This is a genomic window from Stenotrophomonas lacuserhaii (assembly GCF_014836545.1).
Taxonomy (GTDB): domain Bacteria; phylum Pseudomonadota; class Gammaproteobacteria; order Xanthomonadales; family Xanthomonadaceae; genus Stenotrophomonas; species Stenotrophomonas lacuserhaii.
Genome location: NZ_JACSQS010000016.1, coordinates 34424 through 49970, shown reverse-complemented (window position 1 = coordinate 49970; position 15547 = coordinate 34424). Strand labels below are relative to the sequence as shown.

Below are 15547 nucleotides of genomic sequence, written 5' to 3'. Positions count from 1 at the left end.
CGTATTTATCCGCGTCAAAGGTCATTAAGGCCGCGCTGATAGACTCCCGACCCTTCAATGGCGACCGACTTGGGCGCCCAGCAGGAACTCCTTATATGTCTGATTCTTCCAAGCCGGCCCACGAGCGCGCGCTTTCGTTGGCCACGCTGGCCATCCACGGCGGCCAGTCGCCCGATCCCAGCACCGGCGCGGTGATGCCGCCGATCTACGCCACGTCGACTTATGCGCAGAGCAGCCCGGGCGAGCACCAGGGCTTCGAGTATTCGCGCACCCACAATCCGACCCGCTTTGCCTACGAGCGCTGCGTGGCCTCACTGGAAGGCGGCTCGCGTGGGTTCGCGTTCGCCTCCGGCATGGCCGCCACCTCCACGGTGATGGAGCTGCTGGATGCGGGCAGCCACGTGGTGGCGATGGATGACATCTACGGCGGCACCTTCCGCCTGTTCGAGCGCGTGCGTCGCCGCACCGCCGGCCTGGATTTCAGCTTCGTCGACCTGACCGACCTCGCCGCGTTCGAAGCGGCGATCACCCCGGCCACGAAGATGGTCTGGATTGAAACGCCGACCAACCCGATGCTGAAGATCGTCGACATCGCCGCGGTTGCAGCGATCGCGAAGAAGCACGGCCTGGTCATCGTGGTCGACAACACCTTCGCCTCGCCGATGCTGCAGCGCCCGCTGGAACTCGGCGCGGACCTGGTGCTGCACTCGGCCACCAAGTACCTCAACGGCCATTCGGACATGGTCGGCGGCATGGTGGTGGTGGGTGACAACGCGGGATTGGCCGAGCAGATGGCCTTCCTGCAGAACTCGATCGGTGGCGTGCAGGGCCCGTTCGACAGCTTCCTGGCGCTGCGTGGGCTGAAGACGCTGCCGCTGCGCATGAAGGCGCACTGCGCCAATGCGATGGCGCTGGCGCAGTGGCTGGAAACCCAGCCTGCGGTGGAGAAGGTGATCTATCCGGGGTTGAAGAGTCATCCGCAGCACGAGCTGGCCACGCGCCAGATGAACGGCTACGGCGGTATCGTGTCGATCGTGCTGAAGGGCGGGTTCGAGGCGGCGAAGGTGTTCTGCGAGCGCACGGAGCTGTTTACGCTGGCCGAGTCGCTGGGCGGGGTGGAAAGCCTGGTGAACCATCCTGCGGTGATGACGCATGCTTCCATTCCGGTTGAACGGAGGGAGAAGCTTGGGATCAGTGCGGGGCTGGTGCGGTTGAGTGTCGGGGTTGAGGAGTTGGGGGATCTTATGGTGGATCTGGAACGGGCGCTTTCGCTCCATGAGTAACGAGGCCGACCGTTTGACACACCGTCAAGGCGCCAGGCCGGGCCTGCACCTGCTGAACCTGTCGGCCTGGATCAGGGGGCAGCGTGTACTGCAGCTTGTTTACCGCCAGCTTCCTCCGCGATGGCGCAACTGGGCATCGTCCCTGCTCGCCTCGCGTGCGAGTGCAAGCGCCCGATTCCCGCGCACTCCACGCTGGGACCTGAGTCCGGATCGCTTAGCTCACGACTCCGTCAAGATGCCGCCACATGTGGGTGGTCCGGGTCTCAACCTTTTGGGGTACATGCGTGGCCAGTTCGGTCTGGCTGAAAGTGCTCGACTGTATGCACGCGCATTGATTGATTCCGGCGCGGATGTCGCGCTGTACGACATCGACCTGGCGCTTCCGCATGGCTGGGAAGATACCAGCCTGGATGCGTGGATTGGCACGGTTGTGCCGCATGAAATCAGCATTATCTTCGTCAATCCTGATTATTTGAAGCCGGCCCTGGAACAGATCGGCGAGGCAAGGCTGCGAGGTCGCTATCTGGTCGCCTGCTGGTTCTGGGAGCTGGAGAAGATTCCCGACGAGTGGCTTGATGCACTGGCCTTGGTGGATGAGATCATGGTGGCCAGCAAATTCGTTGAGGACGCTTTCCGACGCGTCACCGAAAAACCCGTGCTGCGTGTCCCTCTCCCATTGAGCGCCCTGCCCGATAGCGGCCTGCAGCGTCAGGATTTCGGTCTGGAAGAGGGGAAGTTCACCTTCCTTGCCACCTTTGATTTCAACTCCTGGATTGAAAGGAAAAACCCGCTCGCGGTCCTCTCGGCCTTCCGCGCCGCGTTCCCTGCAGATCGTGACGACGTCCGCCTGCTGGTGAAATCCAGCAATGGTTTCCGCCATCCGGACAAGTTCCGGGCGTTGTTGAGTGCAGGTGAGGGAGACGATCGCATCATCATCCGCGACGACGTCATTGATCGTGCCCACCTGAACGCCCTGCAGCGTTGCTGTGATGCCTACGTGTCACTCCACCGTGCAGAGGGTTTCGGTCTCGGGCTTGCGGAGTGCATGGCGCTGGGCAAGCCTGTCATTGCGACGGGGTGGTCCGGCAATCTGGAGTTCATGGATTCCGAAAGCGCACTGCTGGTTGGATTCCGCAGGATACCCGTGAGGGATGGGGACTATCCCCACCCCGATGGGGCTGAGTGGGCAGAGGCAGACGTTGGCGCCGCCTCCGCTGCCATGCGGAAACTCGCCGACGACCCTGTCGCGGCAACCCGGCTGGGTGCCCGCGCGCGCACCGCCGTACTGGCGCGCCTGTCGCCCGAAAACGCGGCGCGAATCATCTTGAATCGAGTCAGGGAAATCAAGGAAGAAATGAACTACGCAGGTGAGAACCATGGGTGACATGATGCGCTCGATATGGGCATACCGTTTTTTCATCCTTTCCTCGATTCGCAGTGATCTGAAGATCAGGTTCCTGCGCAGCAAGCTGGGCACTATGTGGATGATCATTCATCCACTGGCGCAAGTCCTCATTTTCGCCCTGATTCTTTCGGAAGTGCTCTCCGCCAAGCTTCCGGGGATTGACAACAAGTACGCCTACGCGCTTTATCTCATGGCAGGCACGTTGGGCTGGACATTGTTCGCCGAGACGATCACGAAATCAGTCAGCCTGTTCATCGACAACGCGAACCTGATGAAGAAGATGGCATTTCCACGGATCTGCCTGCCCATCATCCTTGCCGGCACGATGCTGGTGCAGAACGCCTTGCTGTTACTCGCCATTTTTCTGGTCTTTGCGGCGCTGGGGCACTTCCCCGATGCGCATGCGCTCTGGTTGCCGGTGCTGATCCTGATCACGTTGGTACTGTCGCTCTCGCTGGGCACCCTGCTTGGTGTGTTCAATGTGTTCGTGCGCGATATCGGTCAGGTCGTCCCCGTCGTGCTGCAGGCACTTTTCTGGTTCACTCCGATCGTCTACAGCCTGGAGATCCTGCCGGCCAGCACACAGGCCTGGTTCCGTCTGAATCCGCTACACCCGTTGATCGCTAGCTATCAGAACGTTCTCGTCTACGGTCGCGACCCCTACTGGAGTGACCTGGGGTGGCTGGCGTTGGCTTCGGTCATCATGGGCGTGGCGGCGCTGGTGGTTTTCCGCAAGGCAAATGCAGAAATGGTGGACATGCTATGAGTGGCGAAATCATCGTCTCCGGTGTCGGCAAGGCGTATCGTCATTGGGGTAGCGAGTGGAAGCGCTTTGCAAAATGGTTTGGGGCCAACCCGAAGCCGGACTCTGAAACCTGGGTGCTTCGCGGCATCGATTTCAAGGTTGCCCGCGGCGAAGCCGTAGGCATCATCGGGCAGAACGGCGCAGGCAAGAGCACGTTGCTGAAGCTGGTAACCGGCACTGCGCGTCCGACCGAGGGTGAAATCCACTTGACTGGACGGGTGGCCGCCATCCTTGAGCTCGGCATGGGCTTCAACCCGGAGCTGAGTGGGCGCGAGAACGTCCGCCATGCCGCCGGGCTGCTTGGCTTTTCGGGGGAGGACATCGAGCGGATCGTTCCGGAAGTGGAGAAGTTCGCGGAGATCGGGTCTTACTTTGACGAGCCGGTACGCGCTTATTCAAGCGGTATGCAGGTACGCGTCGCCTTCAGTGTTGCAACCGCGACCCGTCCGGACATCCTTATCGTGGATGAGGCGTTGTCGGTGGGCGATGCCTACTTTGTCCATAAATGCTTTCAGCGGATTCGTGACTTCCGTGCTGCCGGCACCACGTTGCTATTCGTCTCGCATGACCCAACGGCCGTGCAGGCGCTGTGCGACCGCGCCATCCTGCTCGTCGCCGGCAAAAAAGTGCTCGATGGAGAGCCCCGTGAGGTGTTTGATTACTACAATGCCCTGATCGCTGAAAAGGAAAACAGCAAGCTGTTGACCGTCCGGGAAGAGGGCGGGCCTGTGCAGACGGTCTCAGGCACCGGCGAGGCCAGCTTCGGGTCGATCACCCTGCGTAACTCCGCTGGCGAGGCCGTTGAATACGTGGGCGTTGGAGAGGCGGTGTCACTGGACGTCGCGGTTGAAATCCACGAGCCGATCGAAAGGTTGGTGTTCGGTTACATGATCAGAGATCGACTCGGGCAGCCGATCTACGGTACCAACACGCACTACTCGGAGCAGGTCCTTGGGGACCTGTCGCCGGGTCAGCGGCTCCGCTTCAGCGTATCGTTCCATATCAACCTGGGGCCAGGCAGCTATTCCGTTTCGGTAGCCTTGTCGAGTACAGAAACCCACCTTGTGAAGAATTTCCAGTGGCGTGATCTGGCCACGGTTTTTCAGGTTGCGAACATCACCCACCAGCATTTCGTCGGTTCAGCCTGGTTGCCATCACGTATTGAATGGCAGGAAGAGGCTACGGATGGGGCAATTGAAGTGAGGACCATGGAATGACGTCTCCGCATGAGATGAGGGCAGGGGCATTGATGCAACAGGTGCGTCATGAGCTCGCAACGCGATCTGCCCAACGCAGTGGCGATGCGCAGCAAAGCTGGGAGCAGGCGCCGCACTGGTTGCCGGACACCGGGCAGATCGCCGATAAGCACCAATACACGCTGCAGGAACTGCTGCAGTACGAGGATGTAGACTTCGTCGACAATGCTTACCGTGCAATGCTCGGTCGACCCGTCGACCAGGATGCATTGGCCATGTATACGCAGCGGTTGCGTGACGGCAGCATAACCAAGCTGGAGGTGCTGGGTGCCCTGCGCTGGTCGCTGGAGGGCGAGCAGCGCGGTACCCGCATCCATCGGCTGCGCCTTCTGTGGACACTGCAACGTTGGAAGCGCAAGCGTCTTCTGGGTCCTGTCATCGAATGGGCCCATGCTGCCATCCGCCTGCCGCGCACGGCCCGCACCGAGTCACTGAACCACGCCCGCAGCGTTCGCGAGACCCAGCGGATCGGCGAGCTCCTGAATGAAGTTTCGAACCTCGCCAGTAGCCGTTGCGCCCAGCTCGAGCGTCAGTTGGCGGAGCTCACGACCCAGTTGCAGTTGGCCGAGTCCCGCTCGGGGGTGCGCGATGAGGCACACGATGCGCGCCTTGGTTCCCTTGAGATGATCGTCCAATCCGAGTTCGGCCCGGAAGTGCTGCAGGCGACGGCGGCAGGGGTGGACCCCGCTGAACCTGCTGCCACCCGCAGGCCGAGCATGTTAGTGAGGATGAGCCTGCTGGAGCAGCGACTGGAAGATGACGCGGCAGAACTGCGGCAGTTGAGGGGCCAGCTGGATATGGCAAGGTCATTCGCGGGCGAGCACGAGCAGCGCCTTGAGGCGTTGCGTGTCGCTGTCGAGGAAAGTGCTGCAGCGGGGCGTGATCACCATGCCCGGTTCAACCTTGACATGAGTGCGATCAATGCGCGGCAGAGCCGAGATGAAGGTCGCCTGGACGTCCTGGAGCTGGGTGGCAGGTCTCAAGTCGCGAATGCGGCATCCGCCAGCGGCGCTGCCCTGCCAAGTCCGGAGGTGCATGGATCCGTGTCGGCGGCGTCGGACATGGATGTCATGTACGCCGCGTTGGAGGATTCATTCCGTGGTTCGCGCGAGCTGGTCAAGGAGCGTGTCCGTCCGTATCTGCATGATGTAGAACTGGTTTGTGGTGCCGATCCGGGCAGCGCTCTGGTGCTCGATATAGGCTGCGGTCGCGGGGAATGGCTGGAGCTGGTTCGCGACGCCGGATATCCCGGGCGCGGGATAGACATGAATGGCATGTTCGTCCAGACCTGTCGCGCGATGGGATTGGACGTCGTACACGGCGATGCGTTCGAGGTCCTGCGCGGGATGCCTGCGGGCTCTGCTTCAGTCATTACCTCGATGCACCTGGTCGAGCATCTTGCGTTTGAAACAATGATCGCTCTGATCGACGAGTGTCATCGCGTTCTGCGTCCTGGCGGCATGCTGATTCTCGAAACGCCCAATCCAGAGAACCTGAGCGTTGGTGCTTTCTCCTTCTACATGGACCCGACCCATCGCAACCCGATTCCGCCGGATCTGTTGTTGTGGCTCACACGTTCTCGTGGCTTCGCGGACGTGCGGATTGATCGACTTACCCAGGCGCGTGACGTCGTGTTTCCGGAACTGCTCGATGAGAGCCAGCCGGGATCCAACTCGATCAACCGGATCATCGAGCAGTTTAGGGCGCCATTGGACTACGCAGTGATCTCCCGGAAGACCTCGTAATAGCGATCTGCGGCATTCGGATCAGCGCTGAATCAGTTTTGTGTTTCGTGCAGGACGTTGTCGCTCAGGCGCGTTTCGGTCGGTTGGTGCACCCGCGTGGGGGCAGTGGTCATCAGATGAGAGATGAGATGACCACGAGCATCAAGGCGGTCGCGCGTCAGCGGTGACAGCAGGTGTCCGGCACCAATCAACTAGGATGTACATCATGCGGATAGCATTGGATTTGCAGGCGTGCCAGACGGCATCCCGCCATCGCGGTATCGGGCGTTACACGCTCGATCTCACCGGCGCGCTGTTGTCTGGTGCTCAAGGTGCCGATTACTCCATCGGTCTCGACGGCACGTATCCACGCGAAGCGAACGAAGTGATGTCTGCCTTGGAAGGACGGTTGCCGCGCGACAAATGGTCGCGCTACTACTACGCCGGGCCGACGCAGCCGCATGGCCATCCGGGCGACTGTCTCCGGCCTGCTGCGGAGGTGCTTTGCATGAACCACTATGCCGGTCTCGCGCCGGACATCGTGCATGCAAACAGCCTGTTCGAGGGTTTCGTGGAACATGCTGGCGGGGTGGCGGGGCTGGCCCAGGTGCCGGGCGCAATCAGCTCGGTGACGCTGTACGACTTCATCCCGCTGGTCTTTTCAGAGCAGTACCTCGACAACGCGAGTTATCGCTCGTGGTACCAAGCCCGGCTCCAGGCCCTGCAGCGTTTCGATGTCATGCTTTGCATTTCCGAGGCCACGCGTCGGGATGCGATGCGTTTGCTGGGCATCCCTGCCGAACGGCTTGCGGTGATCCATGCTGGAGTTGGCAGAGAGTTCACCGCCAGGGCGCTGGAGACTGTAGAACGTGAGAGCCTCCTGAGGCGGTTTGGAATCCGTGACCGCTTCGTGATCTACACGGGCAACGGCGATTTCCGCAAGAACCTGGTCGGCGCCGTTGATTCGTTTGCGAGAATTCCGCCAGCCGAGCGCGTCGGCGTGCAGTTGGTTCTGAATCAAGTCGGCGACGAGCAGGCGCTGCGTGCCTTTGCACAACATGCGGGCCTGTCCGTGAATGATCTGGTCATCACGGGAAAAGTCAGTGATGCCGATCTGGTCGGCCTGTTCAGGTCCTGCGAGACGTTCTTCTTCCCGTCGCTGTATGAAGGGTTCGGCCTGCCAGTGCTTGAGGCCATGGCGTGTGGCGCGCCGACCATATGTGCCGATAACTCGAGCCTGGGTGAAGTGATGGCGCGCAAGGACGCAACATTCGATGCGTCCGATCCCGAGGGGGCGGCACGCCTTCTCGGTCGCGCACTGAACGACCAGCAGTACCGCGGGGAGCTGCGTGAGTTCGGCATCAGGAGGGCAGCGGAGTACACGTGGGATCGTTCCGCGTCGCTGTGCGAGCAGGCCTGGCGCGAGGCAATGGAGCGCAAGGCGAAGGCGCTGCGGGGGCCGCGCATGGGGCAGGGAGTCCGCCAGCGCATCGCCATGGTCACGCCGCTGCCGCCGCAGAAGAGTGGTATCGCGGACTACGTTGCCGAGCTGCTGGCTCCGCTGTCGCGCTACGTCGATATTGATCTGTATACCGATGCGGATATTGCCGAGACCGGGGACCTCCGTTTCCGCTATAGAATCCATCACTGGCGAGATCTGGATCGCAGTGCGGGCCGTTACGCGCATATCGTCTATCAGTTCGGAAACTCGCCTTTCCACATGCACATGGTGGAGCTGCTGCGGAAATATCCCGGGCTGGTTGTCCTCCACGATGTGTATCTCAGCTCCATGTTCTGGTACATGGAAAGCCATGGCGGCTATCCCGACGCTTTCAGGAAGGCACTGCTGACGTCGCACGGCAGATCCGCCCTGGAGGTACTGAGAGCGGAGGGGCCGCTCGAGGCGCGGCTGCAGTTCCCTGCATCGCTCGGGGTGATCGAGGGCGCCGCTGGCATTCTCGTCCACTCCTCACATTCGGCCGAGGTGGTGGATTCGTTCTATCCTGGCGCCTCGCGGGCGATGATCACCCGCGCGCCGATGCCGTTGCGCCTCCCGGAAGACGTTGGCCAGGAAGGAAAGTCCCTCGCGCGAACGGAGCTTGGAATCGCGCCCGCCGAGCAGGTGATCGTCAGCTTCGGGTTCATGGCCGATACCAAGCTGAATCATGTGTTGCTTGATGCGGTCGCCAGCCTGCCCACCGATTGCCGGTCCGATGTGCGCCTGATATTCGTCGGTGGAGCCGACGGTGGCGAGTACGGCGAGCGGATCCAGCGCAGGATCCAGCAGCTGGGTAAGGAGGTCCGCGTGGAGATCTCCGGATTCGTCGCCGAAGATACCTATCGACGCTATCTGGTCGCGGCCGATGTCGCTGTCCAGCTCAGGGCGGAGAGTCGTGGTGAGACCTCCAAGGCTGTGTATGACTGTATGGCGTATGGCGTTCCCACCATCGTCAACGACTACGCTGGATTCCGAGAGCTTTCCCCGCTGGCGGTACGCAAAGTCTCAGCCCAGCCCGACATCGATGAGCTCGCCGAGGCACTGTCCTTGCTGCTTTCAAGTGAAGCGGCCTGCAGATCGTTGGGGACAGGTGCCCGTGGGGAAATCCGCCGTCACCATGATCCGGATCTGACTGCCAGGACGTATGTGGATGCGCTCTGGTCGTCGGGACAGACGGCGAAGATACGAAGCGGCAGCCTGTTGGCCAAATGTCTGGCGGACGTGTTCGAAGAGGTCTCTCCAACAGACCGTGAATACCATGCACTTGAGACGTCGGTGGCCAGTGCGTTGCAGGCGCAAGGGACCCCGCGTCTGTTCTTGGATCTTAGTGAAGTGGTCCATTCCGACTATGGAACCGGCGTGCACCGCGTAGTGCGCAATCTGGCTCGCGAATGCCTGCTTGGCGAGCAGCCTACCCGGCTCATGGTGCATCCCGTAGCGCATGCGGCGGACGGGATGATGGTGTCAGCCGAATCATTCACCCGTGACGTGCTCGGCGTACCCGACGCAGGCCGCAGCCCGGTATCAGACATGCGGACAGGAGACGTACTGTTTCTGCTTGACTCGGCTTGGGACAAGACCGAGCGTTTTGACGCTTCGATTGCCAATGCGCATCGTGCAGGGGGGCGTGTGGGAGCGATGGTCTATGACCTCATTCCGTTGCGCCATCCGCAGCACTGCGTGGATTTCATGCCGGCGGTGTTCGAGGAGTGGTTGCGCTACGTCGTACGCAACTGCGACGTGATCGTCTGCATCTCCCGTGCCGTGGCCGATGACCTGCAGGCCTGGATCCAGGAAGTCGCGCCCCAACAGCGCGTCGGCCAGCGTATCGGGCATGTCCATCTGGGCAGCGATCTGGTCGAGCGGGGGGCTGCAGGCGAGCCTGCACGCTCTGTCCGCAATGCATTTGCGAAACCGGCCGTCCTGATGGTGGGTACGGTCGAACCACGAAAGGGTCATGGGCTTGCCCTTGATGCATTTGAGCTGGCCTGGAAGCGCGGATCCAGCCTGATGCTGGTGATCATCGGCAAGAAGGGCTGGAACGTGGAGGGCCTGGCATCCAGGTTGCGCGGCCATCCCGAGGCGGGAAAGCGCCTGCTCTGGCTTGAGGCAGTGAGCGATGCTGACCTTGAGCATGCCTACGCCTCCGCCGTGGCGTTGCTGCAGGCATCGTCCGCTGAGGGCTTTGGCTTGCCGATCGTCGAGGCAGCCAGGCACGGCCTTCCCCTGTTGCTCAGTGATATCCCGGTGTTCCGCGAGGTGGCCAGAGAGCACGCGGCGTACTTCACGCTGGAGGGGCCTGAGTCACTGGCAGGGCTGCTCGGCTCACCGATCCCGCCTGCAGCCCCTGTCGACCTTGGACTGACGTGGCGTGAATCGGCATCCAGATTCATGCGGCTGCTGCTTAACGGCGGGTGGGACTACTGATGCAGGGGCATCGGCAGGCGGTTCAGCGCAAAATTCCGCACCCGCGGGCAACAGCGAGCAGGCCCGGATCCGGGTGGGACAGATGCGGTATGATCATTTGTCTGTCTGGCCCCGGGGGAGAGGGGTCAACGTGGATCGCCACGAGGACAGTGCGGGACGCACGATTTTCTTAACTAACCGAGTGAAGTGGCAATGAGCATCAGGAAGGCAATCATCACGGGCGTTACCGGTCAGGACGGTGCTTACCTGACCCAGTTGTTGCTGGAGAAGGGCTATAAAGTCTATGGGACCTATCGGCGTACGAGTTCGGTCAATTTCTGGCGGCTTGACGAAGTGGGTGTTACCAACCACCCCAATCTTGAGCTGGTCGAGTACGACCTGACCGATCTGGGTACGTCGCTGGCAATGGTGCAGAGGATCCAGCCGGACGAGATCTATAACCTGGCCGCGCAGAGTTTCGTCGGCGTCAGTTTTGACCAGCCGAGCACCACTGCCCAGATCACGGGGGTTGGCGCGCTCAATCTGCTTGAGGCGATCCGCCTCGTCAATCCGAAGATCCGCTTCTATCAGGCGTCGACGTCGGAGATGTTTGGCAAGGTGCAGGCCGTTCCGCAGATCGAAGAGACTCCCTTCTATCCCCGGAGTCCGTACGGTGTAGCAAAGCTCTACGCCCACTGGATCACCGTCAACTATCGTGAGAGCTACGATATCTTCGGTTCGAGCGGTATCCTCTTCAATCATGAGAGTCCGCTGCGCGGCCGTGAATTCGTCACGCGCAAAATTACCGATTCCGTGGCCAAGATCAAGCTGGGACAGCTGGACGTTCTGGAGCTGGGAAATCTGGACGCAAAGCGCGACTGGGGTTTCGCCAAGGAATACGTCGAGGGCATGTGGCGTATGCTGCAGGCCGATGAACCTGACACGTTTGTGCTCGCAACCAATCGGACCGAAACCGTGCGCGATTTCGTCCGCATGGCCTTCAAGGGTGCAGGCATCGAGGTGGAGTTCAAGGGACAGGACATTGACGAAGTCGCGGTGGACACGTCGACCGGCAAGACCGTCATGCGGATCAACCCGAAGTTCCACCGCCCCGCCGAAGTCGATCTGCTGATCGGCAACCCGGAAAAGGCCGAGCGGATTCTCGGCTGGAAGCCGCAGACGACGCTTGAACAGCTTTGCCAGATGATGGTTGAGGCCGATCTCAAGAGGAACGAGCGTGGATTCTCGTTCTGACCTGCAAGGCAAGCGTGTTTTGGTCACTGGAGCGTCCGGTTTCACCGGGCGCTACATGGTTGCCGAGCTGCGCGCGCAAGGCTGTCAGGTCATTGGTCAGGGGTCACGACGTGGTCCGGATGACCTGGGTGAGTTCGTCGAGGCCGATCTCAGGGACGAGGCTGCGTTGGCCGCTGCTGTCAGCGCCGCGCGCGCTGACATGGTGGTGCATCTTGCCGCCGTCGCCTTTGTCGCGCACGGCAACGCGGAAGATTTCTACAACGTAAATCTTTTGGGTACGCGAAACCTGTTGTCTGCGTTGGAACGATGTGAGCATCCGGTAGAGAAGATCCTGCTGGCCAGCAGCGCGAACATCTACGGCAACCGTTCTGCAGGAACGCTTGACGAGAGCACGCCGCCCTCGCCTGCAAATGACTATGCTGTCAGCAAGCTGGCCATGGAGCATGTCGCGGGACTGTGGCGGGACAGGTTGCCTGTTGTCATCACCCGGCCGTTCAACTACACCGGTGTGGGCCAAGGGGAACAGTTCCTGGTACCCAAGATTGTCTCGCATTTCGCCCGCCGGGCGCCGGTGATGGAGCTTGGCAACATCGAGGTATCCCGCGATTTCGGTGACGTGAGAGCGGTGGTCCGGGCGTATCGGCAACTCCTGCAGTCGCCTGATTCGGTCGGGCAGATTGTAAATATCTGTACCGGAAACGGCCATACGCTGGCGCACATCATCGAGCTGTGCGCGGAGCTGAGCGGGCATTCGCTGGAGGTGCGCATCAACCCGGCTTTCGTGCGTGCAAACGAAGTAAAAATCCTGGTCGGGGACAACCAGCGTCTGCTGCGCCTGATTGGCGACTGGGAAACACCCCCTCTCGAGCAGACATTGGAATGGATGCTGGCGGCCTCAGCAGCTGCCGGGTAAGGCGCTGCACGCCGTTTAGAAACAGATACCTGGTTTACAATCACTCCAATTGACTGGGCGGCGTGGCTGCGGCTATGCACTGCGTCGGGCCGCCATCACCTATTCCAAGGAATGCATCAGACATGGCTCAGGATCAAAAACGCGTACTGGTGACCGGCGGAGCCGGTTTCCTGGGATCTCACCTCTGTGATCGCCTGGTTGACGGAGGGCATGACGTGCTCTGCGTTGATAACTTCTACACGGGCAGCAAGGCCAACGTCGACGGCCTGCTGAAGCATCCGCGATTCGAGCTCATGCGGCATGATGTGACCTTCCCGCTGTATGTCGAGGTGGACCGGATCTTCAACCTGGCTTGTCCGGCATCTCCTGTGCATTACCAGCATGATCCGGTGCAGACGACCAAGACGAGCGTGCATGGTGCGATCAACATGCTGGGTCTCGCCAAGCGGGTGGGCGCACGCATCCTTCAGGCCAGTACCAGCGAGGTCTACGGTGACCCTGAAATCCACCCGCAGGTTGAAGGTTACTGGGGACGCGTGAATCCGGTTGGCATCCGCAGCTGTTACGACGAGGGTAAGCGCTGTGCCGAGACATTGTTCTTCGACTACTGGCGCCAGCATCAGCTGGAGATCAAGGTCATGCGTATCTTCAATACGTACGGCCCGCGGATGCACCCGAATGACGGCAGGGTAGTGAGCAACTTCATCGTGCAGGCGCTGAAGGGCGAGCCCATTACCATCTACGGTGATGGTACGCAGACCCGCAGCTTCTGCTATGTCGATGACCTTATCGAAGGCATGCTACGGTTGATGGATAGCCCGGCCGACTTCACTGGCCCCGTGAATATTGGCAATCCGGGGGAATTCACCATGCTTGAGCTTGCGGAAACCGTGTTGCGGCTGGTCGGCGGAACCTCCAAAATCGAGTATCGTCCGCTGCCCTCGGACGATCCGAAGCAGCGCCAGCCGGACATCCGCCTGGCCAAGGCGACCTTCGACTGGGAGCCGAAGGTTGGCCTCGAGGACGGCCTCAAGGAAACCATCGCTTACTTCCGCCATCGTTTGCAGGGGTGAGCGTGAAGATGATGCGGACCGTCGTGGTGATGCCGGTGTATGAAGATGTGGAAGCATCTTCCATCCTGTTCCGGAATCTGGCGGCCAGCCAAGGGTTGGATACCTATGTCGTGGCCGTCGATGATGGTTCCGTTCGTCGCCCCTTGGATGCATCGGCGATCGAGGCGGCGGGCTTGGAGGGTGTTGTAGTACGCCTGCGTCGCAATGTCGGGCACCAGCGCGCGATTGCCATCGGCCTCAGCTACGTCGCCGAGACATTCGGTGAAGATGTCATCGTGGTCGCCATGGATTCTGATGGAGAGGACACACCGGAAAGCATTTCCCAACTGGTTCAGGGGCTTGCATCCGATGATGTCGACGTCGTCGTGGCAACGCGCAGAAGTCGCGTGGAGTCGCTCAAGTTCAAGGCGTTCTATATCGTCTACAAATGGCTGTTCTCGCTGCTCAGTGGTCGACATATCAGCTTCGGCAATTTCATGGCGGCGAAAATGCCGGCGGTCCGTCGCCTGGCTTCCATGCAGGAGACCTGGACTCATGTGGCGGCATCAGTGCTGAGTTCCAAGCTGCGCATCCAGACCTGTGCGCTCGACCGCGGTTCCCGCTATGCCGGTCGTAGCAAGATGAACTTCGTGGGGCTTGCGCTGCACGGCTTCCGCGCCCTGATGGTGTTCGCCGAAGACGTGCTGGTACGGGTGGGGATTGCGTGCACCCTGGTGGCAGGGCTTTCGGTCGCCGGCGGGGTCATCGCGATGCTGCTGAAGGCGTTGGGCTTTGCAACCCCGGGCTGGTTCTCGCTCGCGTTCGGAATCCTGTTGCTTGTGTTCCTGCAGACAGCCGCGCTGACTCTGATCATCCTGCTGCTGTCAGGCATGTTGCGCAGCGGCGGCGTGCTGGGCACAGGCAGCTACCATGAGTTCGTGGAGGAGGTGCGTCATGCCCGCCGCCGTTGACGGTGTGCTGGGCGGGCAGGTGGTGCGGTATCTGATCAACGGAGTTGTTGCGACAGTCGTCCACTATGGCGTGCTGCAGTTCAACATCGAAGTGCTGAACATCCAGTTGGCGAGTGTGGCCAACGCCATCGCAGCGGTGTTCGGCATCACAGTTTCGTTCATTGGCAGCCGTTATTTCGTCTTCCGGGGCCAGCAGTCGAGCGTCGTGAAGCAGGGGGCGCACTTCATCATGGTCTATGTGCTTATTGCACTGCTGCACGCCACTGTCATGTATGTCTGGGCCGATCATCTGGGCATGGACTACCGGATCGGCTTCCTGCTGGCCACCGGCATGCAGATGGTGCTGAGCTTCCTCGCCAACAAATTCCTGGTGTTCAAATGAACAAGTACCTGCGCGCATTTCTTGCGACTGCGATCTTCGTCGTTGCATTGCTGCTGATTTACTACGTACACATGCGTTACCTGCGGGTAAATGTGGTGCTGTACGCCAGCATCCTGGATGCCATTGTTGCGCTTGTGGTGGTCTTTGCCGGCCTGTACCTGCTGAAATGGTTTCGCGATTTCAGCCGGCTCGAACTGATCCAGTTGACGGTGATCTGGCTGCTGGGCGGTTATCTTTTCGCGATATCCATTCCCACCGTGATCGATCGATCGCTTTCTTTCTACATCCTGGAGAAGCTTGACCAGCGGGGGGGAGGTATTCGCGAAGATGCGTTTCGGCAGGTATTCACCGAAGAGTATGTCCGGGAGCATCACCTGGTCGAGGTCCGTCTCACCGAACAGTTGCAGTCCGGGACCATCGAGATACAGTCCGGCTGCGTGAAGCTCACCCCGCGTGGCAAGCGTCTGGCTGGTTTCAGCCGTTTCTATCGTCAGAATCTCCTGCCTACGCATCGCCTGCTTATGGGTCAATACACCGACGCCCTGACCGATCCGTTCAGGAACAGCCGAATGTCGTCAGACTATCGGTGCCATTGAGT

The 15547-nt window shown here is 60.6% G+C and carries 12 protein-coding genes; all 12 read left to right on the top strand.

Translation table 11 applies throughout. The annotated features are described in order from the left end of the window. Window positions 1–95 precede the first annotated feature (95 nt). The 12 genes from H9654_RS14000 to H9654_RS13945 all read left to right on the top strand — a co-directional run bounded on the left by H9654_RS14000 (window position 96) and on the right by H9654_RS13945 (window position 15545). On the top strand, window positions 96–1283 hold the full coding sequence (locus H9654_RS14000; protein WP_191771331.1) for a cystathionine gamma-synthase: 1188 nt from the start codon (window positions 96–98) through the stop codon (window positions 1281–1283). After that, entirely contained in the window at window positions 1276–2667 is a 1392-nt protein-coding gene (locus H9654_RS13995) for a glycosyltransferase family 4 protein (protein ID WP_191771330.1), read from the top strand. The genes H9654_RS14000 and H9654_RS13995 overlap by 8 nt, the downstream gene beginning before the upstream one ends. Then, complete coding sequence (locus tag H9654_RS13990) at window positions 2660–3454, top strand: ABC transporter permease (RefSeq protein WP_191771329.1); 795 nt, start codon at window positions 2660–2662, stop codon at window positions 3452–3454. The genes H9654_RS13995 and H9654_RS13990 overlap by 8 nt, the downstream gene beginning before the upstream one ends. Continuing rightward, window positions 3451–4710, top strand: coding sequence for an ABC transporter ATP-binding protein (locus H9654_RS13985; protein WP_191771328.1), 1260 nt, complete (start codon window positions 3451–3453; stop codon window positions 4708–4710). Before H9654_RS13990 ends, H9654_RS13985 begins: the two co-directional genes overlap by 4 nt. Window positions 4711–4742: 32 nt before the next feature. Next, window positions 4743–6494, top strand: a complete 1752-nt coding sequence (locus H9654_RS13980) for a class I SAM-dependent methyltransferase (protein ID WP_191771327.1) — start codon at window positions 4743–4745, stop codon at window positions 6492–6494. A 196-nt stretch (window positions 6495–6690) separates the two neighbouring features. Further along, a complete protein-coding gene (locus H9654_RS13975; RefSeq protein ID WP_191771326.1) occupies window positions 6691–10398 on the top strand; it encodes a glycosyltransferase in 3708 nt (1235 codons plus the stop codon). A 192-nt stretch (window positions 10399–10590) separates the two neighbouring features. Then, window positions 10591–11631, top strand: a complete 1041-nt coding sequence (gene gmd / locus H9654_RS13970; protein WP_191771325.1) for a GDP-mannose 4,6-dehydratase — start codon at window positions 10591–10593, stop codon at window positions 11629–11631. Beyond that, the gene (locus tag H9654_RS13965) at window positions 11615–12544 is read left to right on the top strand and encodes an NAD-dependent epimerase/dehydratase family protein (RefSeq protein WP_191771324.1); all 930 of its coding nucleotides are present in this window, start codon (window positions 11615–11617) and stop codon (window positions 12542–12544) included. Before gmd ends, H9654_RS13965 begins: the two co-directional genes overlap by 17 nt. A 122-nt stretch (window positions 12545–12666) precedes the next feature. Continuing rightward, the gene (locus H9654_RS13960) at window positions 12667–13617 is read left to right on the top strand and encodes a UDP-glucuronic acid decarboxylase family protein (RefSeq protein WP_191771323.1); all 951 of its coding nucleotides are present in this window, start codon (window positions 12667–12669) and stop codon (window positions 13615–13617) included. An 11-nt stretch (window positions 13618–13628) separates the two neighbouring features. After that, a complete protein-coding gene (locus tag H9654_RS13955; protein ID WP_191771404.1) occupies window positions 13629–14567 on the top strand; it encodes a glycosyltransferase in 939 nt (312 codons plus the stop codon). Further along, window positions 14551–14949 (top strand): GtrA family protein, encoded by a 399-nt coding sequence (locus H9654_RS13950; protein WP_225212072.1) that lies wholly within the window; start codon window positions 14551–14553, stop codon window positions 14947–14949. The genes H9654_RS13955 and H9654_RS13950 overlap by 17 nt, the downstream gene beginning before the upstream one ends. Continuing rightward, window positions 14946–15545, top strand: a complete 600-nt coding sequence (locus H9654_RS13945) for a hypothetical protein (RefSeq protein WP_191771321.1) — start codon at window positions 14946–14948, stop codon at window positions 15543–15545. The genes H9654_RS13950 and H9654_RS13945 overlap by 4 nt, the downstream gene beginning before the upstream one ends. Window positions 15546–15547: the final 2 nt, after the last annotated feature.

Coding starts and splice junctions, on each gene's coding strand:
- H9654_RS14000 (WP_191771331.1), top strand. CDS start 96: ATGTCTGATTCTTCCAAGCCGGCCCACGAGCGCGCGCTTTCGTTGGCC.
- H9654_RS13995 (WP_191771330.1), top strand. CDS start 1,276: ATGAGTAACGAGGCCGACCGTTTGACACACCGTCAAGGCGCCAGGCCG.
- H9654_RS13990 (WP_191771329.1), top strand. CDS start 2,660: ATGGGTGACATGATGCGCTCGATATGGGCATACCGTTTTTTCATCCTT.
- H9654_RS13985 (WP_191771328.1), top strand. CDS start 3,451: ATGAGTGGCGAAATCATCGTCTCCGGTGTCGGCAAGGCGTATCGTCAT.
- H9654_RS13980 (WP_191771327.1), top strand. CDS start 4,743: ATGCAACAGGTGCGTCATGAGCTCGCAACGCGATCTGCCCAACGCAGT.
- H9654_RS13975 (WP_191771326.1), top strand. CDS start 6,691: ATGTACATCATGCGGATAGCATTGGATTTGCAGGCGTGCCAGACGGCA.
- gmd (WP_191771325.1), top strand. CDS start 10,591: ATGAGCATCAGGAAGGCAATCATCACGGGCGTTACCGGTCAGGACGGT.
- H9654_RS13960 (WP_191771323.1), top strand. CDS start 12,667: ATGGCTCAGGATCAAAAACGCGTACTGGTGACCGGCGGAGCCGGTTTC.
- H9654_RS13955 (WP_191771404.1), top strand. CDS start 13,629: ATGCGGACCGTCGTGGTGATGCCGGTGTATGAAGATGTGGAAGCATCT.
- H9654_RS13950 (WP_225212072.1), top strand. CDS start 14,551: ATGCCCGCCGCCGTTGACGGTGTGCTGGGCGGGCAGGTGGTGCGGTAT.
- H9654_RS13945 (WP_191771321.1), top strand. CDS start 14,946: ATGAACAAGTACCTGCGCGCATTTCTTGCGACTGCGATCTTCGTCGTT.